Source organism: Streptomyces coeruleorubidus, from assembly GCF_028885415.1.
Classification (GTDB): domain Bacteria; phylum Actinomycetota; class Actinomycetes; order Streptomycetales; family Streptomycetaceae; genus Streptomyces; species Streptomyces coeruleorubidus_A.
In genome coordinates this window covers 4,986,258-5,007,456 of sequence record NZ_CP118527.1, presented here as the reverse complement: position 1 = coordinate 5,007,456, position 21,199 = coordinate 4,986,258, and the positions used below count along the sequence as shown (strand labels likewise).

The 21,199-nt window shown below is 71.2% G+C and carries 18 protein-coding genes; 6 read left to right on the top strand and 12 right to left on the bottom strand.

From position 1 onward, the window contains the following. Nucleotides 1-4: 4 nt before the first annotated feature. Complete coding sequence (locus PV963_RS23290; RefSeq protein ID WP_274817687.1) at nucleotides 5-1,825, bottom strand: thioredoxin-like domain-containing protein; 1,821 nt, start codon at nucleotides 1,823-1,825, stop codon at nucleotides 5-7. Beyond that, nucleotides 1,822-2,247 carry a cupin domain-containing protein gene (locus tag PV963_RS23285; protein WP_274817686.1) on the bottom strand — a complete coding sequence of 142 codons (426 nt, stop codon included), beginning with the start codon at nucleotides 2,245-2,247 and terminating at the stop codon, nucleotides 1,822-1,824. The genes PV963_RS23290 and PV963_RS23285 overlap by 4 nt, the downstream gene beginning before the upstream one ends. A 52-nt stretch (nucleotides 2,248-2,299) precedes the next feature. Between PV963_RS23285 and PV963_RS23280 the strand changes: the two genes are divergently transcribed. Next, nucleotides 2,300-3,298: a GlxA family transcriptional regulator gene (locus tag PV963_RS23280; RefSeq protein WP_274817685.1), complete on the top strand. Its 999-nt coding sequence runs from the start codon at nucleotides 2,300-2,302 to the stop codon at nucleotides 3,296-3,298. Beyond that, a complete protein-coding gene (locus PV963_RS23275) occupies nucleotides 3,295-3,786 on the top strand; it encodes an LURP-one-related/scramblase family protein (protein ID WP_274817684.1) in 492 nt (163 codons plus the stop codon). Before PV963_RS23280 ends, PV963_RS23275 begins: the two co-directional genes overlap by 4 nt. A gap of 22 nt (nucleotides 3,787-3,808) precedes the next feature. On the opposite strand, the gene PV963_RS23270 is transcribed toward PV963_RS23275, so the two are convergent. After that, on the bottom strand, nucleotides 3,809-4,609 hold the full coding sequence (locus tag PV963_RS23270; RefSeq protein WP_274817683.1) for a carbon-nitrogen family hydrolase: 801 nt from the start codon (nucleotides 4,607-4,609) through the stop codon (nucleotides 3,809-3,811). A gap of 193 nt (nucleotides 4,610-4,802) precedes the next feature. Between PV963_RS23270 and PV963_RS23265 the strand changes: the two genes are divergently transcribed. Together PV963_RS23265 and PV963_RS23260 are read left to right on the top strand one after the other, a co-directional pair. Beyond that, nucleotides 4,803-5,627 (top strand): maleylpyruvate isomerase family mycothiol-dependent enzyme, encoded by an 825-nt coding sequence (locus PV963_RS23265; RefSeq protein WP_274817682.1) that lies wholly within the window; start codon nucleotides 4,803-4,805, stop codon nucleotides 5,625-5,627. Between the two features lie 183 nt (nucleotides 5,628-5,810). After that, nucleotides 5,811-6,554 (top strand): class I SAM-dependent methyltransferase, encoded by a 744-nt coding sequence (locus PV963_RS23260; RefSeq protein WP_274817681.1) that lies wholly within the window; start codon nucleotides 5,811-5,813, stop codon nucleotides 6,552-6,554. 1 nt (nucleotide 6,555) lies between these two features. On the opposite strand, the gene PV963_RS23255 is transcribed toward PV963_RS23260, so the two are convergent. Continuing rightward, a complete protein-coding gene (locus tag PV963_RS23255) occupies nucleotides 6,556-7,851 on the bottom strand; it encodes an MFS transporter (RefSeq protein WP_274817680.1) in 1,296 nt (431 codons plus the stop codon). Beyond that, nucleotides 7,848-8,498, bottom strand: a complete 651-nt coding sequence (locus PV963_RS23250; protein ID WP_274817679.1) for a GntR family transcriptional regulator — start codon at nucleotides 8,496-8,498, stop codon at nucleotides 7,848-7,850. Before PV963_RS23250 ends, PV963_RS23255 begins: the two co-directional genes overlap by 4 nt. Before the next feature lie 207 nt (nucleotides 8,499-8,705). Between PV963_RS23250 and PV963_RS23245 the strand changes: the two genes are divergently transcribed. Next, on the top strand, nucleotides 8,706-9,605 hold the full coding sequence (locus tag PV963_RS23245) for a D-alanyl-D-alanine carboxypeptidase family protein (RefSeq protein ID WP_274817678.1): 900 nt from the start codon (nucleotides 8,706-8,708) through the stop codon (nucleotides 9,603-9,605). 54 nt (nucleotides 9,606-9,659) lie between these two features. Here PV963_RS23245 and PV963_RS23240 read toward each other — a convergent pair whose 3' ends face one another. From PV963_RS23240 to PV963_RS23215, 6 genes are all read right to left on the bottom strand, one after another. Beyond that, nucleotides 9,660-10,475, bottom strand: a complete 816-nt coding sequence (locus PV963_RS23240; RefSeq protein WP_274817677.1) for a twin-arginine translocation signal domain-containing protein — start codon at nucleotides 10,473-10,475, stop codon at nucleotides 9,660-9,662. 20 nt (nucleotides 10,476-10,495) lie between these two features. After that, entirely contained in the window at nucleotides 10,496-12,730 is a 2,235-nt protein-coding gene (locus tag PV963_RS23235) for a glycoside hydrolase domain-containing protein (RefSeq protein WP_274817676.1), read from the bottom strand. A gap of 151 nt (nucleotides 12,731-12,881) precedes the next feature. Further along, complete coding sequence (locus tag PV963_RS23230) at nucleotides 12,882-14,282, bottom strand: dihydrolipoamide acetyltransferase family protein (protein ID WP_274817675.1); 1,401 nt, start codon at nucleotides 14,280-14,282, stop codon at nucleotides 12,882-12,884. Between the two features lie 10 nt (nucleotides 14,283-14,292). Beyond that, the gene (locus tag PV963_RS23225; protein WP_274817674.1) at nucleotides 14,293-15,270 is read right to left on the bottom strand and encodes an alpha-ketoacid dehydrogenase subunit beta; all 978 of its coding nucleotides are present in this window, start codon (nucleotides 15,268-15,270) and stop codon (nucleotides 14,293-14,295) included. 1 nt (nucleotide 15,271) lies between these two features. After that, nucleotides 15,272-16,465, bottom strand: a complete 1,194-nt coding sequence (pdhA, locus tag PV963_RS23220; protein ID WP_274817673.1) for a pyruvate dehydrogenase (acetyl-transferring) E1 component subunit alpha — start codon at nucleotides 16,463-16,465, stop codon at nucleotides 15,272-15,274. Between the two features lie 412 nt (nucleotides 16,466-16,877). Then, nucleotides 16,878-18,467 (bottom strand): protein kinase domain-containing protein, encoded by a 1,590-nt coding sequence (locus tag PV963_RS23215; RefSeq protein WP_274817672.1) that lies wholly within the window; start codon nucleotides 18,465-18,467, stop codon nucleotides 16,878-16,880. 364 nt (nucleotides 18,468-18,831) lie between these two features. Here PV963_RS23215 and PV963_RS23210 point away from each other — a divergent pair, with 364 nt between their 5' ends. Further along, nucleotides 18,832-20,478 (top strand): protein kinase domain-containing protein, encoded by a 1,647-nt coding sequence (locus tag PV963_RS23210; RefSeq protein WP_274817671.1) that lies wholly within the window; start codon nucleotides 18,832-18,834, stop codon nucleotides 20,476-20,478. 85 nt (nucleotides 20,479-20,563) lie between these two features. On the opposite strand, the gene PV963_RS23205 is transcribed toward PV963_RS23210, so the two are convergent. Further along, nucleotides 20,564-21,118 (bottom strand): bacterial proteasome activator family protein, encoded by a 555-nt coding sequence (locus PV963_RS23205; RefSeq protein WP_274817670.1) that lies wholly within the window; start codon nucleotides 21,116-21,118, stop codon nucleotides 20,564-20,566. Nucleotides 21,119-21,199 lie beyond the last annotated feature (81 nt).

The following is a 21,199-nucleotide window of genomic DNA, read 5'->3' as shown; positions in this document are numbered from 1 at the left end:
CCGGCTACGCCTCGTCCATCCCGGCGAGCACCAGGGGAAGCCGGTCCGTCCCCGCCTCGGTGAGGCGGACGGGTACGCCCCAGTCCTGCTGGTGGACGTGACAGGCCGGGTACTCGTTGTCGGGGTCGTCGTCGCAGGAGGCGGCCATCGCGGAGACGTGCAGCACGCCCTCCGTCACGGACGGGTCGAGTTCGAGGGCGCGGGAGAGGTCCGTCCCCGCGCCCTCGCCGCCGCGCAACAGCTCCGGCGGGGTGGAGGAGACCAGCAGACGCGTGGAGGGGCCGTACCTGGTGTCCAGCTTCTGGCCCGCCGGGGCCTGGAAGATCACGTCCACCCGGAGCCGCCCGGGGGCGACTTCGGTGGCCGCCCGCTGCGTGCGGTGGGCGACCTCGGGCACCTGCACCGCCTCCTGAGGCAGTCGCAGCCTGGTCAGCCGGTGGCGGGCCGACTCCACGACCACGATGTCGTCGCCGACGAGCACCGCGTCGCTGGGCTCGCGCAGGTCCGTGGCCAGGGTGGTGACCTCACCGGTCGCGGGGTCGTAGCGTCGCAGGGCGTGGTTGTAGGTGTCGGCGACGGCGACGGACCCGTCCGGCAGCGCGGTGACGCCCAGCGGGTGCTGGAGCAGGGCCTGTCCGGCGGCGCCGTCCCGGTGGCCGAAGTCGAACAGGCCGGTGCCGACGGCGGTGTGGACGGAGCCGTCCGGGTCGACCCAGCGCAGGGCGGACGTCTCGGAGTCGGCGAGCCAGAGACGGTCGGGGGTGGCGGCGAGGCCCGAGGGCTGCGCGAACCAGGCCTCGGGCCCTGGGCCGTCCACCAGCCCCTCGTTCGTCGTCCCGACCGCGACCGCGACCGTGCCCTCCGCCGGGTCGTACGCCCACAGCTGGTGGACGCCGGCCATGGCGATCCAGATCTTGCCCTGCCAGTGGGCGACGTCCCAGGGGGAGGAGAGGTCGACCTCGCGGGCCGGGCCCGAGGTGGGCGAGCCCTGCCACCACTGCCGGCCCGTGCCGGCGAGGGTGGTGACCTCGCCGGTGGTGAGGTCCAGCCGCCGCAGCGCGTGGTTGACGGTGTCGGCGACGACCACCGACCCGTCGTCGAGCAGGGCGAGCCCCTGCGGCTCGTTGAAGCCGGCCGTGTCCGTCGGTCCGTCGGCGAACCCGCGCGCACCGGACCCGATCCGCCGTACGACACTCTCGCCGTCCTCGGCGAGTTCCACCAGCTGGTGCCGGGTCGTGTCGCTCACCAGGAAGTTCCCGGACGGCAGCAGCAGCGCCTTCCCCGGGAACCGCAGCACCGTCGGCTCCGGCTCCGGCGGCACGTACGGCCCGTCCCCTCGCCGCAGCGTCCCCTTCGCCGCGTGCTCGGCCTCCAGCTCCGCCACCAGCCGCTCGATGGCGTGCACATGCCCCTCGCCGGCGTGCTGCGCGACGACGTACCCCTCGGGGTCGATCACGACGAGCGTCGGCCAGGCCCGCACGGCGTACTGCTTCCACGTGGCCAGCTCCGGGTCGTCGAGCACCGGGTGCTCCACGCCGTAGCGCTCGACGGCGTCCACCACCGCCTGGTGCTCGGCCTCGTGCACGAACTTCGGCGAGTGCACCCCGATGACCACGACCGTGTCCCGGTGCTTCTGCTCCAGCTCGCGCAGCTCGTCCAGAACGTGCAGGCAGTTGATGCAGCAGAACGTCCAGAAGTCGAGGATGACGATGCGTCCTCGCAGGTCGGCGAGGGTGTACTGCTGCCCGCCCGTGTTCAGCCAGCCGCCCTTGCCGGTCAGCTCGGGGGCGCGGACGCGGGCCCGTCGGGGTGCGGAGTGGTTCATGCGTCCAGGGTGTCATCCGGCACTGACAGCCGGTCCAGCGCGTGGCCGGTCGTGGCGTCCACGTGCTCGGGCACGTCGTCGTGGCGGTCGCCGACCGTGAGGGTGCCGGTGGGTTCGAACACGAGGATCGCGGTCGGGACGGGGGCGTACGGCTTGTGCCAGGTGCCGCGCGGGACGGTGAAGACGCTGCCCCTGGGGAGCACGACCGTGCGCGAGCCGGCCGGCTCGCGCAGGCCGATGTGCAGCTCGCCGTCGAGGACGAGGAAGAACTCGTCGGTGTGCTCGTGGACGTGCCAGACGTGCTCGCCCTCGACCTTCGCGACGCGGACGTCGTAGTCGTTGACGGCGGTGACGATGCGCGGGCTCCACTGCTCGGAGAAGGAGGCCAAGGCGTGGGCGAGGGAGACGGGTTCCTGTGTCATGAGGCGATCTTCAAGGGTGCCGTGCGTCTCGCACGAGTGCTAGAAATCGCACATGCCGCAAGGATCCTCGCACCGCCCGCACCAGGTCGCCGTGATCGTCGACGAGGGCACCAACCCGTTCGAGGTCGGGGTGGCCACCGAGCTGTTCGGGCTGCCCCGGCCCGAGCTGGGGCTGCCGGGGCCGCTGTACGAGGTGACGCTGTGCACGCCCGCGCCGGAGATCCGGATGAACCACGGCTTCTTCACGCTCACGGGCGCCTTGGGCCTGGACGCCGTGGACCGGGCGGACACGCTGATCGTGCCCGGCCGGCCGGACAACGTCGTACCGCGCGCCCCTGCCGTGCTCGACGCCATCCGGCACGCACACGCGCGTGGCGCCCGGGTCATGAGCTTCTGCACCGGCACCTTCGCGCTCGCCGAGGCCGGACTGCTGGACGGGCGGCGGGCGACGACCCACTGGCGCTGGGCGGACTCCTTCCGCCGGCTGCACCCGAAGGTGCTGCTGGAGCCGGACGTACTGTTCGTGGACGAGGGCGACCTCCTCACCGCCTCCGGCAGCGCGGCCGCGCTCGATCTCGGGCTGCACGTCTGGCGCCGGGACCACGGCGCCGAGATCGCCAACCACGTCTCCCGGCGGCTGGTGTTCGCCGCACACCGGGACGGCGGACAGCGGCAGTTCGTGGAGCGGCCCGTGCCTGACGTGCGGGACGAGTCCCTGGCGCCCCTGCTGGCGTGGGCGCAGGAGCGGCTGGGCGAGCCGCTGACGGTGGCGGACCTGGCCGCACGCGCGCGTGTCAGCCCGGCCACGCTCCACCGGCGCTTCCGCGCCCAGCTCGGCACGACGCCACTGGCGTGGCTGACGGCGGAGCGCGTGACGCTGGCCTGCCGGCTGATCGAGCGGGGCGAGGAACGGCTGGACGTGGTGGCGGCCCGCAGCGGGCTCGGTACGGCCGCCAACCTGCGGAACCGGCTGCGGCGGGTGACCGGGCTCAGCCCGTCGGCCTATCGACGGCGTTTCGGAGCGGGCGCCGGGGAAGCCCTGGTGTCATGAGATTCCTCGTGTACGACCGGCTCCTCGGCTTCGGCGACGACTACTGGATCGAGGACGACCGCGGCACCAAGGTGTTCCTCGTCGACGGCAAGGCACTGCGCCTGCGGGACACCTGGGAGCTGAAGGACACCCAGGGGCGCGTCCTCGTCGACATCCACCAGAAGATGCTCGCCCTGCGCGACACGATGGTGCTCCAGCGGGGCGGCGAGCCGCTGGCGACGATCCGCCGCAAACGGCTGTCCCTGCTGCGCAACCACTACCGGGTGTCCCTGGCCGACGGCAACGAGCTGGACGTCAGCGGCAAGATCCTCGACCGGGAGTTCGCCGTCGAGTACGACGGCGAACTGCTGGCGGTCGTCTCCCGGCGGTGGCTGACCGTACGGGACACCTACGGCGTGGAGGTCGTCCGCGAGGACGCGGATCCGGCGCTGCTGATCGCGGTGGCGGTGTGTGTGATCCACCTGGCGGAGAAGGAACGGGAGGAGTGACGGCCCTGGGCCGGCACACCCCCTAAGGCTGCCGGAGAGGAGGCTGGAGCCCCAGCACCCGGTCCTTCAGCGCCGGGAACTGCTCCCGCGTCCTCGCGACCTTCCCCGGGTCGAACTCCACCGTCAGCACCTCCTCGTCGGCGCCCGCCTCGGCCAGTACCTCGCCCCAGGGGTCGACGACGATCGAGTGACCGGCCTGGGGAACTCCGGCGTGCGTCCCGGCCGTTCCACACCCGACGACGAACGACTGGTTCTCGACCGCCCGCGCCTGAGCCAGCAGCGTCCAGTGGGACCGGCGGCGCTCCGGCCAGCCCGCCGGGACCACGAGCGTCTCGGCACCGGCGTCGACGAGACCGCGGAAGAGTTCGGGGAAACGGAGGTCGTAACAGGTGGCGAGGCCCAGGGTGGTCGCCGGCAGACGGACCGTCACCAGCTCGGCACCCGCGCCCATGAGCACAACCTCACCCTTGTCGAAGCCGAAGCGGTGGATCTTGCGGTAGACGGCGGCGAGGTCGCCGGCAGGGGAGAAGACGAGGGAGGTGTTGTAGAGCGGCCCCTCAGGATCCCGCTCCGGGATCGAGCCCGCGTGCAGCCAGACACCGGCGTCGCTCGCGGCCTTCGCCATCGCCTCGTACGTCGGCCCTTCGAGCGGCTCGGCCTCCTGCCCGAACTCCTCGTAGGCGAAGGCGCCCGTGGTCCACAGCTCCGGCAGGACAACGAGATCGGCCCCGGCCTGGTCCCGGACCATCGAGGCCACCCGCAGGCGGCGTGATTCGACCGATTCGCCCTCGTTTACGGCGATCTGGATCACAGAGGCGCGCACACTACCACCGTCCTGGCATTCGACCCGTCCACAAGGGCTTCCCCGCGGGCCTACGATCGTCACACGAAAGGACTGCCGGGGTGCCTCACAGCAGCGTAACTTAGCTGCCAAGACACCCGCCGACAGCCGCCACCTCCCACTGGCAACGCCGCCACCACCTGCCCGTGCACCGACCGCCGAGGGGTCCCGTTCCGTGAGTCTGCATCCCACCCTCCAGCCCTACGCCGACGCCTGGACCCACTCCGTCGAAGCGATATCCGAGCTGCTCCAGCAGCTCGCGGAGGCCGAGTGGAACCGGCGGACGCCGTGCCCAGGGTGGTCGGTGCGGGACGTGGTCTCCCATGTCATCGGCCTGGACTGCGAAATGCTGGGCGACCCGCGCCCCATCCACACGCTGCCGCGCGACCTCTTCCACGTGACGAACGACCACCAGCGCTACATGGAGATGCAGGTCGACGTCCGCCGTCACCACACGGCCCCGGAGATGACCTCCGAGCTGGAGTACGTGATCATCCGCCGCAACCGCCAGCTGCGCAACGACTCGCGCGACCCGGGCACGAAGGTGCGCGGCCCGCTCGGCACGGAGCTGACCCTCGAGGAGTCCATGCGCCGGCACGCCTTCGACGTGTGGGTGCACGAGCAGGACCTGCGCACGGCCCTCGGCCGGCCCGGCAACCTCGACTCCCCCGGCGCGCACGTCGCCCGTGACGTGCTGCTCGGCGAACTCCCGCGCGTGGTCGCCGAGGACGCGCAGGCACCGCGCAGCTCGGCCGTCGTCTTCGACGTCCACGGCCCCGTCGAGTTCCTGCGCACGATCCGCGTCGACATCCAGGGCCGCGGCACCCTCGAAACGGCCCCCGCCCTCGGCCCCGCCGCCACGCTCACCCTCGACTGGGAGACGTACGTACGCCTGGCCTGCGGCCGCGCGACGCCGGAGTCGGTGACGGACAGGGTGAAGACGGAGGGCGACCCGGACCTGACGGCGGCGATCCTGCGCAACTTCACGGTGACGCAGTAGCCCCAGCTGCGGGCTTCGCCCGAAGCTCGCATAGCCGCGGGCAGTCGTGCCGCTGGGGCGGCACGGGTGGGCGCAGCGGCACCTCGCCGCGCCGAGCTGCGCATCCACCCGGCCTCAGCACCAACGGACAGGGCCGCAAAACCCCATGCCGTCAAGGCCTCACCTCACGTACCGTCCCTGCGCATGACCACCCCGCCCCGCCACACCCGCCTCACTTTCCACGGCCCCCTGTCCGAAGCACGGGCAGACCAGCTCGTGACGCGCCTGGCCGGCAACACCCCCACAACCGTCCTGGACATCGGCTGCGGCTGGGGCGAGCTCATGCTCCGCATCCTCACCGCCGCCCCGAAGGCAACCGGCACCGGCATCGACATCAACGCCGAGGACCTGGCCCGCGCCCGCCGGACCGCCGAGGAACGGGGACTCACCGACCGGGTCCGTTTCCTGGAGGAGTCCGCCACCGGAACCCCCCACGGCCCCGCCGACCTCGTCCTGTGCGTAGGCGCGAGCCAGGCCCTCGGCAGCCGACTCCCCCAGGCTCTCGGCGAACTCCGCAGGCTCGTCTCCGACGACGGCCGCGTCCTCCTCGGCGAGGGGTTCTGGCAGCGCACCCCGACCCCGGCCGAACTGTCCCGCATGTGGCCGGACGCGAAAGCCACCGACCACCCCGACCTCGCGACCCTCGTCGGCCTGGCGATCGAGGCGGGGTTCCGGCCGGAGTGGACGGAGACCGCGAGCCTCGACGAATGGGAGGAGTTCGAGTCGGCGTACCTCGCGGACACCGAGGTGTGGCTCGCCGAGCACCCCGACCACCCCCTGGCGGAGGAGACCCGGCAGCGCGCCGACCGCCACCGAGCCGCCTGGCTCACCTACCGCGGCGTCCTCGGCCTGGCGTACCTCACCCTCGTACCGGCGGCGGCCCGTTGACCTACGCCGGCACGTGCACCGTCTCCACCCGGCTCGCCACCAGCCGCTCCCGCTCGCGCCGGGCCGCCTGCTTGCGCAGCCGCAGGATCTGAGCGACCCCGAGCGCCTGGAGCACGAACACCACCGAGAAGGCCACGGTGTAGTCGTCGCCGGTGGCGTCCAGCAGCACCCCGACGGCGAACAGCGTGGTCATGGAGGCCACGAAGCCGCCCATGTTGGTGATGCCGGAGGCCGTGCCCTGCCGCTCGGGCGGGTTCGCCGGGCGGGCGAAGTCGAAGCCGAGCATCGACGCGGGCCCGCATGCCCCGAGGACCGTGCAGAGCACGATCAGCAGCCACATCGGGGCGTGCGGTCCGGGGTAGGCCAGCGTCGCCGCCCACAGGGCCGCCGTCGTCCCGACCGTGCCGAGCGCGAGCGGCAGCCGCGCCCCGTGGTGCCGGGCGACGATCTGCCCGTAGACCAGACCGACGACCATGTTCGACAGCACGACCAGTGTGAGGAGCTCACCGGCCGTGGCCCGGGACAGTCCCTGGGCCTCGACGAGGAACGGCAGGCCCCACAGCAGCAGGAACACCATCGCCGGGAACTGGGTCGTGAAGTGCACCCACAGCCCGAGCCGCGTCCCCGGCTCCCGCCAGGCGGCGGCGATCTGCCGCCGTACGTAGGCCGCGCCCTGGTGCGGGAGCGGCTCCGGCTCGTGGCCCTCCGGGTGGTCCTTCAGGAACAGCAGCACCAGGACGAACACCACGGCCCCGGCGGCCGCGCTGCCCGCGAAGGCCGCCGTCCAGCCGACGCCGTGCAGCAGCCGGGCCAGGACGAGCGTGGAGACGAGGTTGCCCGCCATGCCCACCAGCCCCGCGAACTGGGCGACGAGCGGCCCACGCCGGGCCGGGAACCACCGGGCGCCGAGCCGCAGCACGCTGATGAACGTCAACGCGTCACCGCAGCCGAGCAGCGCCCGGGAGGCGAGCGCCGTGCCGTACGACGGGGAGAACGCGAAGCCCAGCTGCCCGGCCGTGAACAGCACCGCCCCGAGGGTCAGGACCTTCTTGGTGCCGAGCCGGTCGACGAGCAGGCCGACGGGTATCTGCATGCCCGCGTAGACCAGCAGTTGGAGGATGGAGAAGGTGGAGAGCGCGGAGGCGTTGACGTGGAAGCGGTCGGCCGCGTCGAGGCCGGCCACGCCCAGGGACGTGCGGAAGATGACCGCGACGAAGTAGACCGAGACGCCGATGCCCCAGACGGCCAGCGCGCGCCGGCCGCCCGGCGGATCGCCCGGCAGCGCGGTGGCGCTCATCGGACCTCCCCCCGGGCCAGGTGCGAGAACCAGCTGACGTGCCGGTGGACCAGCCCGACGGCCGCCTCGGCATCCCCGGCGCGCAGCGCGTCGAGGATCTCCTCGTGCTCGGCGAGGGTCTTGGCGATCCGGTCGGGGTGGGAGTGCATGACGGCGACGCCCATCCGCAGCTGGCGGTCGCGCAGCTGGTCGTAGAGCCGGGAGAGGATCTCGTTGCCGCCGCTGCGGACGATCTCGGCGTGGAAGCAGCGGTCGGTGACGGCGGCCCCCGCGAGGTCTCCGGCGGCGGCCTGCTTCTTCTGCCGGGCCAGCAGCTCCTCCAGGCGCTCGATGAGCCCGGCCGGCGCGGGCACGGCCTTGCGCGCCGCGTGCTCCTCGACGAGCAGCCGTGTCTCGACGACGTCGGCGATCTCCTGCGCGGAGACCGGCAGGACGAGGGCGCCCTTCTTCGGGTAGAGCCGGATCAGCCCCTCGGCCTCCAGCCGGAGCAGCGCCTCGCGCACCGGCGTGCGCGAGACCCCGACGGCCTCGGCGAGCTCGCCCTCGGTGAGGAGGGTCCCGCCCTCGTAACGGCGCTCCAGGACACCCTGCTTGACGTGGGTGTAGACGCGGTCGGCGGCGGGAGGGTGCTTCACGGCCAAGGTCATGCCGACAGCATAGATACAACAGGTACGCATGGATGCATTCGTCCAGTATGCGGACTCGAATGTCACACATCTGTGGCAAAGCGGGGGCCCCCTCGGCAACAGCACAACCACGTGTGCTAGTTACAAGTCAGACACGTGCGGCCCCTTTCCCCTCGTCCTCAACTCGGCCGCACCGATGGGGCATTCAACGCAATCGGGGTACTTCACTTGATAACCGGCATTAAGGGCACCCGTCTCCGCAGAGCTGCGGCCGCCGCCGTGACCACCGGCGCCATGCTCGCGACCGGAGCCCTCACCGCTGCGCCCGCGCAGGCCGCCACGGCGCCCTCGATCGCCGCCAAGGGCGGCTACGTGATGAACAACGCGACCGGCAAGTCGCTCTACACCAAGGCGGCCGACACCCGCCGCTCCACCGGCTCGACCACCAAGATCATGACGGCCCTGGTGGTGCTGAAGCAGCCGAAGCTCAACCTGGACAGCAAGGTCACGATCCAGAAGGCGTACAGCGACTACATCGTCGACAACAACTGGGCGTCGAACGCCAAGCTGATCGTCGGCGACAAGGTCACCGTCCGCCAGCTGCTGTACGGGCTGATGCTGCCGTCCGGCTGCGACGCGGCGTACGCGCTCGCCGACAAGTTCGGCTCGGGCTCGACGCGGGCGGCGCGCGTGAAGTCCTTCATCGGCAAGATGAACACCACCGCCAAGGACCTGGGTCTGAAGAACACCCACTTCGACTCGTTCGACGGCATCGGCAAGGGCGCCAACTACTCCACGCCGCGCGACCTGACGAAGATCGCCAGCACGGCCATGAAGAACTCCACGTTCCGCACGGTCGTCAAGACGAAGAAGTACACGGCGAAGACGACCACGAAGTCCGGCGGCACGCGGACGATGGCCCCGTGGGAGAACACCAACCCGCTGCTCGCGAGCTACTCGGGCGCGATCGGTGTGAAGACCGGCTCCGGCCCGGAGGCCGGGTACTGCCTGGTTTTCGCCGCCACGCGGAACGGCAAGACCGTCATCGGCACGGTCCTCGCCTCGACCGACGGGCCCACCCGGAAGTCGGACGCGACGAAGCTGCTGAACTACGGCTTCAGCAAGTAGGACAGACACCCCGAAGGGGCTCTGCCGCAGACCGCGGCAGAGCCCCTTCGTCCGTCATGCAGCGGTGCGCTGACGGCGCTCCAGCGCCCGGGCCGCCCTGCGCCGGCTGCCCGCCAGCACGTTCACGGGGGCGCCCGCACCGGCTCCCGGCTCCAGCTGCCAGCCGCGGATCCGCGCCGCTACCTCGGCCAGCCGCTGGTCACCGGGCCGTACGTCGATGGAGAACAGCGACTCGTCGGGCGTGGAGTCGTCGCCGCCCCAGCGGACGACGCCGTCGAGCTCGGCGAGGATGTCGCGGATCACGACCTCCTGCTGCGGGAAGAAGCCGCCCCGGGCGCCGCGCGGGTAGAAGCCCGGCCGGATCCGCACCGCCGTGCCGGACGCCAGGTTGGACTCCGGACGGCCCTTGCCGACGCCGGACGGGTCGTGCCAGCCGGTGACGTCACCCCGGCGCAGCCTGTCGACCTCGTAGTGGAACCGGCGCACCAGGTGGACGAGGACGGTCTCCACGTCGCCCATGCGGACCGCGATGCCCGTCAGCGGGGTGCCGGGCACGGGGCGGGTGTAGACGGTGCCGCCGTCGTCCGCGACGTTCTCCATCTGCCAGCCGTTGTGGGAGCGTGAGCCGGCCAGCACGCGCCGGGTCCGGTCCTGCGCGCTGCGCAGGGCATCCCGTACGCGGCCCGGGATGGGGTTGTGCGCGTCGGCGTACGCCTGCGACAGGAAGTGCGAGAGGGGCAGGGCGGCGACGCCCACGGCACCGCCGACCGCGGCGATACGGCCGAGCAGGGCGCGGCGGGACAACCCGCGTCGGTGCGCGGCGGCCGGGCGGGGTCCTCTGCGGGGGATCCGGGGGAGGTTGAGGTTCAACGGGCTCTCATTCCAGCGATTCACGCGTTGCGGGCGATGCTGTTGTACTTCTCGAAGATCTGGTAGACGGCCAGGCTCTGGTGCGTCTGCGCCTCCACGTCGGGGTCCCAGGCCCGGTAGCGGCGCAGCAGCTCGGTGATCTCGAACTCGGCGAGGTCCAGGCGCATGGCCCGCGGGGTGGTGACGCGGTCGCCGGGGGGCAACTGGCCGCCGGGCCTGCCCCGTGTCCCCCACAGGTGGACCAGGGCCGCGGTGCGCACGCTGAACGCGTTGTCCTTGCTCATCTGCTGCCACACGGACCAGAGGTCGGCGTCCTTGGCCGGGTCGCGGCGGTCGCCGGTGGTGAGACCCCAGCCGATGCAGTGGTTCCAGGCCTGGATGGCGTCGAAGCCGCTGATCTGCCCGATGCCGGTGTGCGAGTCCCTGACGGAGCCGGAGCCCGTGAGGTGGTGGTCGGCGACCTGCTGGTCGGTGGCCTGGTCGGCGAGGCTGTAGTCGCGCATGGCCCAGTAGACGGCCGTCTGGATCAGCGCCTTGCGCATCTTGTACGTGTGCGACAGCTCGGTGATCAGTCCGTCCTGGTCCTGGATCGCCTCGACTGCCTGGGCGTTGGTGTAGAGCCCGGCACCGCTGCCCACGCCGCCCAGGTCCGGGCGTCCGATCGACCGCATGTAGCGCGCGAGGTCGGCCCGCAGCGCCGGCACCTGGCGTGCGTCGAGGGCGACGTCCGGCACGGCGGGCCGCGGCCGGTTGAACGAGCCCTGCCCGGTGTCACGGCCCGAGGCGATGTCGACGTCGACCTCCAGCTGCCCGTCGCCCGAGCCGAGGGTGCGGATGACGAACTGGTCGTAGGCCCAGTCCTTCGGCAGCGGGCGCCCGGCGTTGCCCTCGAAGCCCGGGGACATGTCGGCCACGAAGCTCGCCGTCGACCAGCCGGCCGCGCCGACCTGCGCGCAGACGTTGCGCGAGCCGTAGACACCGATCTCGTACGGGTGACCGGAGTCCGCCATCGCCTCCTTGATGCCCTTGAAGTGGGGCAGGACGTTCGCGGTGATCTCGGCGTCGATCGCGTCGAAGTCGACGGCGAAGAAGATCCGGGTCCCCCTCCTGAAGCCGTGGTCGAGGGCGGCGTTGACCGCCGCGTACCCGGCTGTGCGACCGGCGACGTAGTCGAAGTCCGAGGCGTCGTTGTTGACGGTCTGATAGATCGGGAAGCAGCGCAGGCCGTGCTGGGCGAAGACCTGCAACTCGCCCGGCTGGATTGCCTTCTCCGGCAGGGAGGTGGCGCTCGGGTTGGTGAGATAGCGGCCGACGTAGGTGATCCCGGCGGCCTTGAGCGACGCCGCGCGCGCCGGGGTGACCTTGGCGATGGTGTCGCAGGCCTTGCCCTGACGCGACTGGTCGCCGTAGGACGCCAGGAGGGAGGCGAAGGTGGGGAAGTCGCCCTCGCCCGTGGCCGGGAGAGCGACGAAGCTCTGGAAGGCCCGGACCGCCGCGGCGAGGTAGGAGTCGAAGGTGTCGGTGAGGGCGACGGGCCGCCGGTTCACGACCATCCCGGCGGAGAACAGCTGGACGTAGACGCCCTTGTCGCTCTGCCGCACGGGGTGCGACTTCAGGGCCGACTGGGTGCCCGGCCCGAAGTTGCCGTTGGCGGTGCCGTCGGCCATGCCGAGCTCGTACTGCACGCCGAAGACCAGCGCCCGGGCCAGGTCCCGGGACACGCGTCCGTCGCAGGCGACGACGAAGAAGTCCTGCCGGTTCAGGTAGCGCCCGTTGAGCCAGCGCTGCACCTCGCGGACCTGCTGGGTGCCCAAGGTGCCGAGGACGTACGAGTCCATCGTCAGCAGCGCCTTGAACACCTTCGGCGTCAGATCGGCGCCGGGGAAGGCATGTTCGAGGCCCATGTCGGTCTTGAGCTGCGTGACGGCCGCCCGGACCCGCTCGCCGTACGTGCCGTCCAGGTCGCCGCCGTCGTAGCCCTTGCAGTACAGGCCGGACTGGATGATGCGGCAGAAGTCGGGGGAGGGGACGCTGTCCGCGTTCAGCTCGGGGTACTTGGCGGTCAGCGTGGAGAGTGTGGTGGGGCCGAAGTTGTCGGACAGTGTCGTGATGCCCAGCTCGTACTGGAGGGCACGGGTCAGGGCGTACATCGTCGCCCAGTCGGCCTCGCCGGTTTCCTCCACCTTCGTACCGATACGGCTGCCGTAGACGGAGTTCACGAATCTCTGGGCCCTGAGCACCATGGGGTCGCGCATGAAGGTTGATCGTATGTCCGGTTAAACCGCTTACTGTGGGGTACTTGGGCGGGTCCGAGGAGCTTCTTGTGCTCTTCGGCGCACCGCTGGTTAACCCTCCGGACAGCCGCGGCGGCCCCCCGCCCGTGGGCAGGGGGCCGCCGCGGTCGGTTCACGCCCAGGTGATCAGACGCTTCGGCTGCTCCAGGATCGCCGCCACGTCCGCCAGGACCTTCGAGCCCAGCTCGCCGTCGACCAGCCGGTGGTCGAACGACAGGGCCAGGGTGGTGACCTGGCGGGGCTTCACCTTGCCCTTGTGGACCCACGGCTGGAGCTTGATCGCACCGACCGCGAGGATCGCGGACTCGCCGGGGTTGAGGATCGGCGTGCCCGTGTCGACACCGAAGACGCCGACGTTGGTGATCGTCACCGTGCCGCCCTGCATGGCCGCCGGGGACGTCTTGCCGTCCCTGGCCGTCGACACCAGCTCGCCCAGCGACTCGGCCAGCTGCGGCAGCGTCTTGGCGTGGGCGTCCTTGATGTTCGGCACGATCAGGCCACGCGGGGTCGCGGCCGCGATGCCCAGGTTCACGTAGTGCTTGACCACGATCTCCTGGGCGGCCTCGTCCCAGGACGCGTTGATGTCCGGGTTCCGCTTGATCGCGACGAGCAGCGCCTTGGCGATCAGCAGGAGGGGGTTCACGCGCAGGCCCGCGAACTCCTTGTCCTCCTTCAGCTCCTCGACCAGCTTCATCGTGCGTGTCACGTCGACGGTGACGAACTCGGTGACATGCGGCGCGGTGAACGCCGAGCCGACCATCGCCGCCGCCGTCGCCTTGCGGACGCCCTTGACCGGGATACGGGTCTCGCGGGTGGTGTCGTACGACACCGCTGCCGGCGCGGGTACCGGGGCGGCGGCCACGGGGGCCTCCGGCTGCGGTGCCTCGGGCCGGGCCACCGCCGCGTGCACGTCCTCGCGGGTGATGATGCCGTCCGGACCGGTCGGGACGACCGTCGTCAGATCGACGCCCAGATCCTTGGCCAGCTTGCGGACCGGGGGCTTGGCGAGGGGGCGTTCCTTGACGGCGGGGGTGGCCGAGGGCGCCGCCCCGTGGCCGTTCAGCTCCGTCTGGATCGCTGTCGAGGCCTGCTGGACCGGGACCTCCGGGCCCTTGCGGGGGCGGCGGCGAGTGGAGGACGTCGCCACCCCGTAGCCGACGAGCACCGGCTGGCGGCCGGAGCCCTCCGCCTTCGGCTCGTCCGCCGTCCGGGGCGCCGCGGGCTGCTCGGCGGCGGGCGCGGGCGCGCTCCCTCCGCTCACGTCCACGGCGATGATCGCCGTGCCCACGTCGACCGTGGTGCCCTCGGGGAAGTGCAGCTCCCGGACCACGCCGTCGTACGGGATGGGCAGCTCGACGGCCGCCTTCGCCGTCTCGACCTCGCACACCACCTGGCCGTCCGTGACCGTGTCGCCGGGCTGGACGAACCACTTGAGGATCTCCGCCTCGGTGAGTCCCTCGCCCACGTCGGGCATCTTGAACTCGCGTACGGACGCTTCCGTCATCGTCGTCACGACCCTCTCCTCAGTACGCCAGCGAGCGGTCGACGGCATCCAGCACCCGGTCCAGGTTCGGCAGGTACTCCTCCTCCAGGCGGGCCGGCGGGTACGGCGCGTGGTAGCCGCCGACCCGGAGCACCGGGGCCTCCAGGTGGTAGAAGCAGCGCTCCGTGATCCGCGCGGCGATCTCCGCGCCCGAGCCGAAGAACACCGGTGCCTCGTGGACGACGACCAGGCGGCGCGTCTTCTCCACCGACGCCTGGATCGAGTCGAAGTCGAGCGGGGAGACCGAGCGCAGGTCGAGGACCTCCAGGTTCCTGCCTTCCTCGGCGGCCGCGTCGGCGACCTCCTGGCAGAGCTTCACCATCGGGCCGTAGGCGGCGAGGGTCAGGTCCGTGCCGGCGCGCACGACGGCCGCCTTGTGCAGCGGACCCGGGATCGCCTCCGTGTTGACCTCGCCCTTGTCCCAGTAGCGGCGCTTGGGCTCGAAGAAGATCACCGGGTCGTCGCTCTGGATGGCCTGCTGCATCATCCAGTACGCGTCCGACGCGTTCGAGGGGCTGACGATCTTCAGGCCCGCCACGTGCGCGAACAGCGCCTCGGGGGACTCCGAGTGGTGCTCCACCGCGCCGATGCCGCCGCCGTAGGGGATGCGGACGACGACCGGGAGCTTGACCTTGCCCAGCGAGCGGGCGTGCATCTTGGCGAGCTGCGTGACGATCTGGTCGTAGGCCGGGAAGACGAAGCCGTCGAACTGGATCTCCACTACCGGGCGGTAGCCGCGCAGGGCCAGGCCGATCGCCGTGCCCACGATGCCCGACTCGGCCAGCGGGGTGTCGATGACGCGGTTCTCGCCGAAGTCCTTCTGCAGGCCGTCCGTCACGCGGAAGACACCGCCGAGCTTGCCGACGTCCTCGCCCATGATCAGGACCTTGGGGTCGGAGTCCAGGGCGCGGCGCAGCGACTCGTTGATCGCCTTGGCCAGAGCCATCTTGTCGGCCATGTCAATTGCCCCCCTCGTCGGCGAACGACGCCTGGTACGCGGCGAACTGGGCGCGCTCCTCGTCGACGAGCGCGTGTCCGTCCGCGTAGACGTTCTCGAAGATGGCGAAGTGGTCCGGGTCCGGCATGGCACGGACCGCCTCGCGCACTCGTTTGCCCAACGCCTCGGACTCGGCCTCCAGTTCCGCGAAGAATCCCTCGTCCGCGTGGTTCGATGCCTCCAGATAGCGGCGAAGGCGCAGGATCGGGTCCTTGGCCTCCCAGGCCTGGCGCTCCTCGTCGCCCCGGTAGCGGGTCGGGTCGTCGGAGGTGGTGTGGGCGCCCATGCGGTAGGTGAACGCCTCGACGAGGGTCGGGCCCTCGCCGGAGCGGGCCCGCTCCAGGGCCCACCGGGTGACCGCGAGGCAGCCGAGCACGTCGTTGCCGTCCACCCGGACGCCCGGGAAGCCGAAGCCCTGCGCGCGCTGGTAGATCGGGACGCGGGACTGCTTCTCGGTCGGCTCGGAGATGGCCCACTGGTTGTTCTGGCAGAAGAACACGACGGGGGCGTTGTAGACCGCGGAGAAGGTGAACGATTCGGCCACGTCGCCCTGGCTGGAGGCGCCGTCCCCGAAGTAGGCGATCACCGCGCTGTCCGCGCCGTCCTTGGCGATGCCCATGGCGTAGCCGGTGGCGTGCAGCGTCTGGGAGCCGATGACGATCGTGTAGAGCTGGAAGTTGTTGCCGTTCGGGTCCCAGCCGCCGTTGTTCACGCCGCGGAACATGCCGAGCAGGTTGGTCGGATTCACGCCGCGGCACCAGGCGACACCGTGCTCGCGGTAGGTGGGGAAGACGTAGTCGTCGTCGCGCAGGGCCCGGCCGGAGCCGATCTGGGCGGCCTCCTGGCCGAGCAGCGAGGCCCACAGGCCCAGCTCGCCCTGGCGCTGCAGGGAGGTCGCCTCGGCGTCGAAGCGGCGGGTGAGCACCATGTCGCGGTACAGGCCGCGGAGCTCTTCCGGGGTGACACCGGCGACGTACTTGTCGTACTCGGCGTTCTTCACGCGCTTGCCTTCGGGCGTCAGAAGCTGCACGAGCTGGGGCTCGGTGCCGGCGTCCTTCTTGGCGGTCGTGCGGGTGGTGCGCTTGGTGCCGGTGGTGCCGGCCTTGCTTCCGGCGCTGCGTCGCGGTGTGCGCGCGGCAGTGCTCTCCACGGTCACGTGTGCTCCTCCGTCGGTCCGGCCCCCGGGGTTGCCGGTAGGCCAGTGCGGCTCACCTGTTCCGACCACCGGGCACGGGGTGGGTGCCACTCGACCGGGAACAGGCGTGACAGGTGCCCCGGCGAGCGCCCTGCAAAAGGCACGTTACCCAGTGCATCACATTTCTGTGAAACCCCCTTTGACCTGCGATTTTGCTTGGATATCCAAGTAAATCGGGAAGGTGTGGAAGGGGCCCTGGTCACAGCCTTGCAGGAGGCCGGGGCAACCGCACGTTAACCCGGTGACCCAGGTCACGGGAAGAGTCCACTTTCCGGCGCGGCGAAACGCCACGCGCGCGTGGGCCCCGTTTCGGGCCACGCGCGCGTGGATCATCCGTTTTGTTCCGGCCGTGCGGTCAGGGGCCGGCCTCGGGTCAGCCGCCCTCGCCGCCCGCGCCTCCGACGACACCGGTCGCGCCGCCCGTGCCGGTGCCGCCCGTGTTGTCCGGCGGCGTCTGCGGGTCCGAGGGCTCCGGGTCCGTGGGCTCGCCGGTCGGCTCCTGGGTGGTCGGCTGGCCCGTCGGCTGGCCGGTGGGCGTCTCGGGAGCGCTCTGCGACGGCGTGTAGGACGGCGTGTACGACGGTGTGTACCCGCCGCCTCCGGAGCTCGTGCCGCTGCCGTCGTCCGTGGACGTGTCGGTCGGCTCGTCGGTCACCTCGTCGCTCGGCGTCTCGCTGGGCGTCTTCTTCTCGGCCGTCTGCGAGGTGGTCGGCGACTGCGTGGTGCCGGGCCCCTTCGTGCCGCCGCCGTCGTTCTGCAGCGCCAGGGCGACACCCGCCGCGACGGCGATCACCGCGAGCACGGCGAGGATCCACAGCTTGCCGCGGCCGCCGCCCTTGTTGCCGTGACCCTCGAAGCCGCCGTCGTCCCCGCCTCCGTAGCCCGCGGGCAGGATCGGCGACGGGATCTGCGCGGTGCCGGAGGGGTCCCCGGGGTGGCCCATCACGGCCGTGCCGGCGAAGCCGCCCGACGGGGTGTGCCGGCCCTCGTGCACGTCGACCGGGCCGGTGTTCCAGGTGCCGGTGTGGCCGCCCTGGTCGTAGAGCATCTGGAGCGCGTACTGGACCAGCCCGCGCATCTCCTCGGCTGTCTGGAAACGGTCGTCCGGCTCCTTGGCGAGGGAGCGCATGACCAGGCCGTCGAGTTCGGGCGGGCAGGCGTCGGAGGCCTCGGAGGGAGGCGTCGGGATGTCCTGGACGTGCTGGTAGACCACCGACAGCGGGGTCTCGCCGGTGAACGGCGGGCGCAGCGAGAGGAGTTCGTAGAGCAGACAGCCCGTGGCGTACAGGTCGGAGCGGTGGTCGACGGCCTTGCCGAGCGCCTGCTCGGGGGACAGGTACTGGGGGGTGCCCATGACCATGCCGGTCTGCGTCATCGTGGACTGCGCGCCGTGCAGGGCGCGGGCGATGCCGAAGTCCATCACCTTCACGGCGCCGTTGTGCGTGATGATGACGTTGGCCGGCTTGATGTCGCGGTGCACGATGCCGTGCTGGTGCGAATAGGCGAGCGCCTCCAGGACGCCCGAGACGATGATCAGGGCCTGCTCGGGGCCCGGCGCCTCGGCGTTCAGCAGCAGGTCGCGGATCGTGCGGCCCTCGACCAGCTCCATGACGATGTAGGGCACGGACTGGCCGCCGACGACGTCCTCGCCGGAGTCGTACACGGCGACGATCGCGTGGTGGTTGAGGCCGGCGACCGACTGGGCCTCGCGGGTGAAGCGCGCCTTGGACACCGGGTCCTCGGCGAGGTCGGAACGGAGCAGCTTGACGGCTACGGTGCGCCCGAGGCGGACGTCCTCGGCAGCGAACACCTCGGCCATGCCGCCCCGGCCGAGTCTGTGGGTCAGCCGGTACCGGCCGTCCCCGACCAGCCCGCCGTTACCCCAGGACTCCGGCGCGTCCGACATGCCGCCGCCAGTCGCCTCGGGGTCGGACGGGCCCTGAGCGCGCTGCTGCTGTGCCATCAGTCCTCGCCGTCGTTTCTGCCCGCGGTGCGCGCGGTGTTGTTACGGTCTCCGTCGGCCACGCTACAGCCTCCGCGCAAGCCGCCGGTCCGAGACGGGTGCCAGGACCGGCACGGGACGGAGGCGCCATGAAACCTTCACTCCGTACAGTCGTGCAAATTCTGTGCACCGGCCGTACGCCCCCTGTAACGCTTCCGCGACGCTTCTTTCGCGTACGGTCACGGAACGGGCACCGAGCTTGACGTGTCAGTGCCCTGGGGCAGACTTGGCCGGGAATGGCGGTTTGGATCAACGCGGAGCACCGCGGATCAGTGACGGATCAGCGGTAGTCGGCGGCGCCTCAAAGGCTACGGGGGAACGGAACATGAGCCAGGACGGCGCACAGGGCCAGTACACGGGGCAGGCGCTCGCCAATGGCCGCTATCAGCTGCGTGATCTGCTCGGCCAGGGCGGCATGGCCTCGGTGCACCTCGCGTACGACAGCGTGCTCGACCGACAGGTCGCGATCAAGACACTTCACACCGATCTCGGTCGGGAACAGGCCTTCCGCGAGCGGTTCCGCCGCGAGGCCCAGGCCGTGGCCAAGCTCACGCACACCAACATCGTCTCGGTCTTCGACACCGGCGAGGACACCCTCGACTCCATGACGACGCCGTACATCGTCATGGAGTACGTCGAGGGCCGCCCGCTCGGCTCCGTGCTCGACGAGGACGTGCGGCAGCAGGGCGCGATGCCCGCCGACAAGGCCCTGAAGATCACCGCGGACGTGCTCGCCGCGCTGGAGATCAGCCACGAGATGGGGCTGGTCCACCGCGACATCAAGCCTGGCAACGTGATGATGACCAAGCGCGGCGTGGTCAAGGTCATGGACTTCGGCATCGCCCGCGCCATGCAGTCCGGTGTGACGTCGATGACTCAGACCGGCATGGTCGTCGGCACCCCGCAGTACCTCTCGCCGGAACAGGCACTCGGCCGCGGTGTGGACGCCCGCTCCGACCTGTACTCGGTCGGCATCATGCTGTTCCAACTGGTAACCGGGCGGTTGCCGTTCGACGCGGACTCGCCGCTGGCCATCGCGTACGCGCACGTGCAGGAGGAGCCGCCGGTTCCGTCCTCGGTCAACCGGGCGCTGCCCCCGGCCGTGGACGCGCTGATCGCCCGCGCGTTGAAGAAGAACCCGAACGAGCGCTTCCCCAGCGCCGAGGCCATGCGCGACGAGTGCCTGCGCGTGGCGGCGTCCTTCCAGCCCGCCCCGCCGAGCATCGTTCCTGGCGCGCACACCCCGAGCGGCGCGGGCGTCGGCTCGGCCGTGTTCCCGCCGGTCGACCAGGCGACCCCGGCGCCCTCGGGCCAGGTCCAGACGCCGTACCAGCCGGCCCCGCCCCCGAACCCGTACGGCACGCCCGCCCCGGCGGCGCCGTCCCCGGCGTACGGCTATCCGCAGCAGGGCGGCTACCAGACGCCGGCCACCGCCGCGTACTCCCCGCAGCCGGGTCCGTCGACCCCGCCGCCGTACAACCTCACGCCGCAGACCGCGCCGGGTTCCTCGGGCGGCGGCAGGAGCAACAAGCCGGTGATCATCGGCTCGATCTTGGTGTCCGTCGTCGCGGTCGGCGGCCTGATCGCGGCCCTGCTGATGAACGGCGGCAGCCAGGACGACCAGGGCGGCGGGGGCAGCAGCGCGAGTGCGTCGGCCTCGGCGACGAAGAAGCCGGGCTACCGCGGGCCCGACACGTCGAAGACCATCGACACCGAGGAGTGCACGGAGCCGCAGGAGTCGTACAACGACCCCGAGAAGATCCGGATGCCCAACTTCAAGTTCAAGAACATCGACTCGGTCAAGGCCTGCCTCCAGGCGGCCGGCTGGAAAAAGACGATCGACATCACGGACGAGAACACCTACGGCGAGGGCACGGTCATGGACCAGTTCCCGTCCGCCGGTACCGACGTGGACCCGCAGGACATGCCCGAGATCGCGCTCGACGTCTCCACGGGCAACCCGTCGGGCTGACCGCCGCGCGCGGAAGGGCCCGGCTGCTTCGGCTGCCGGGCCCTTCGCATGGCCGGTACGCGGACGCGTGACAGGTGCGGACGCGTTACAGATACGGCCCGCCCGAACGGCCGGCCGCACGGCCGCCCGGGTGCTGCTCGTCGAGGCCGTCATGGCCGACGCCCGGCGGGAGGGCACGGCGCATCTGCTCCAGCTGGGCGCGGGCCGCCATCTGCTGGGCGAACAGTGTGGTCTGGATCCCGTGGAAGAGGCCCTCCAGCCAGCCGACCAGCTGGGCCTGCGCGATGCGCAGCTCCGCGTCGCTAGGGGTCGCCTCGTCCGTGAAGGGCAGGGAGAGCCGCTCCAGCTCCTCGACCAGCTCGGGCGCCAGACCGTCCTCCAGCTCCTTCACCGAGCTGGCGTGGATCTCCTTGAGCCGCACCCTGCTGGCCTCGTCCAGGGGAGCCGCACGCACCTCCTCCAGAAGCTGCTTGATCATGCTGCCGATCCGCATGACCTTCGCGGGCTGCTCCACCTGTTCCGTGATCGGAGTCTCGCGGGAGTCCTCGTCTCCACCGCCGCCGCTGAGCGCCATGCCGTCCTGGCCCACGACCAGGATCTGCGGGTTCTCCGGCGACCTTTCGTTCCTCGGCATCTCCATTCCGCCATTCTCTCGCACGCCTGCACCTCCCCTCTGTGGTGCCCCCACGGGAGGCTGATCCACCGTGTCGGAGGAGACGTG

Excerpts from the sequence above, each read along its gene's own strand:
- PV963_RS23290 (WP_274817687.1), bottom strand. The coding sequence starts at position 1,825 with ATGAACCACTCCGCACCCCGACGGGCCCGCGTCCGCGCCCCCGAGCTG.
- PV963_RS23285 (WP_274817686.1), bottom strand. The coding sequence starts at position 2,247 with ATGACACAGGAACCCGTCTCCCTCGCCCACGCCTTGGCCTCCTTCTCC.
- PV963_RS23280 (WP_274817685.1), top strand. The coding sequence starts at position 2,300 with ATGCCGCAAGGATCCTCGCACCGCCCGCACCAGGTCGCCGTGATCGTC.
- PV963_RS23275 (WP_274817684.1), top strand. The coding sequence starts at position 3,295 with ATGAGATTCCTCGTGTACGACCGGCTCCTCGGCTTCGGCGACGACTAC.
- PV963_RS23260 (WP_274817681.1), top strand. The coding sequence starts at position 5,811 with ATGACCACCCCGCCCCGCCACACCCGCCTCACTTTCCACGGCCCCCTG.
- PV963_RS23255 (WP_274817680.1), bottom strand. The coding sequence starts at position 7,851 with ATGAGCGCCACCGCGCTGCCGGGCGATCCGCCGGGCGGCCGGCGCGCG.
- PV963_RS23250 (WP_274817679.1), bottom strand. The coding sequence starts at position 8,498 with ATGACCTTGGCCGTGAAGCACCCTCCCGCCGCCGACCGCGTCTACACC.
- PV963_RS23235 (WP_274817676.1), bottom strand. The coding sequence starts at position 12,730 with ATGCGCGACCCCATGGTGCTCAGGGCCCAGAGATTCGTGAACTCCGTC.
- PV963_RS23225 (WP_274817674.1), bottom strand. The coding sequence starts at position 15,270 with ATGGCCGACAAGATGGCTCTGGCCAAGGCGATCAACGAGTCGCTGCGC.
- PV963_RS23215 (WP_274817672.1), bottom strand. The coding sequence starts at position 18,467 with ATGGCACAGCAGCAGCGCGCTCAGGGCCCGTCCGACCCCGAGGCGACT.
- PV963_RS23210 (WP_274817671.1), top strand. The coding sequence starts at position 18,832 with ATGAGCCAGGACGGCGCACAGGGCCAGTACACGGGGCAGGCGCTCGCC.
- PV963_RS23205 (WP_274817670.1), bottom strand. The coding sequence starts at position 21,118 with ATGGAGATGCCGAGGAACGAAAGGTCGCCGGAGAACCCGCAGATCCTG.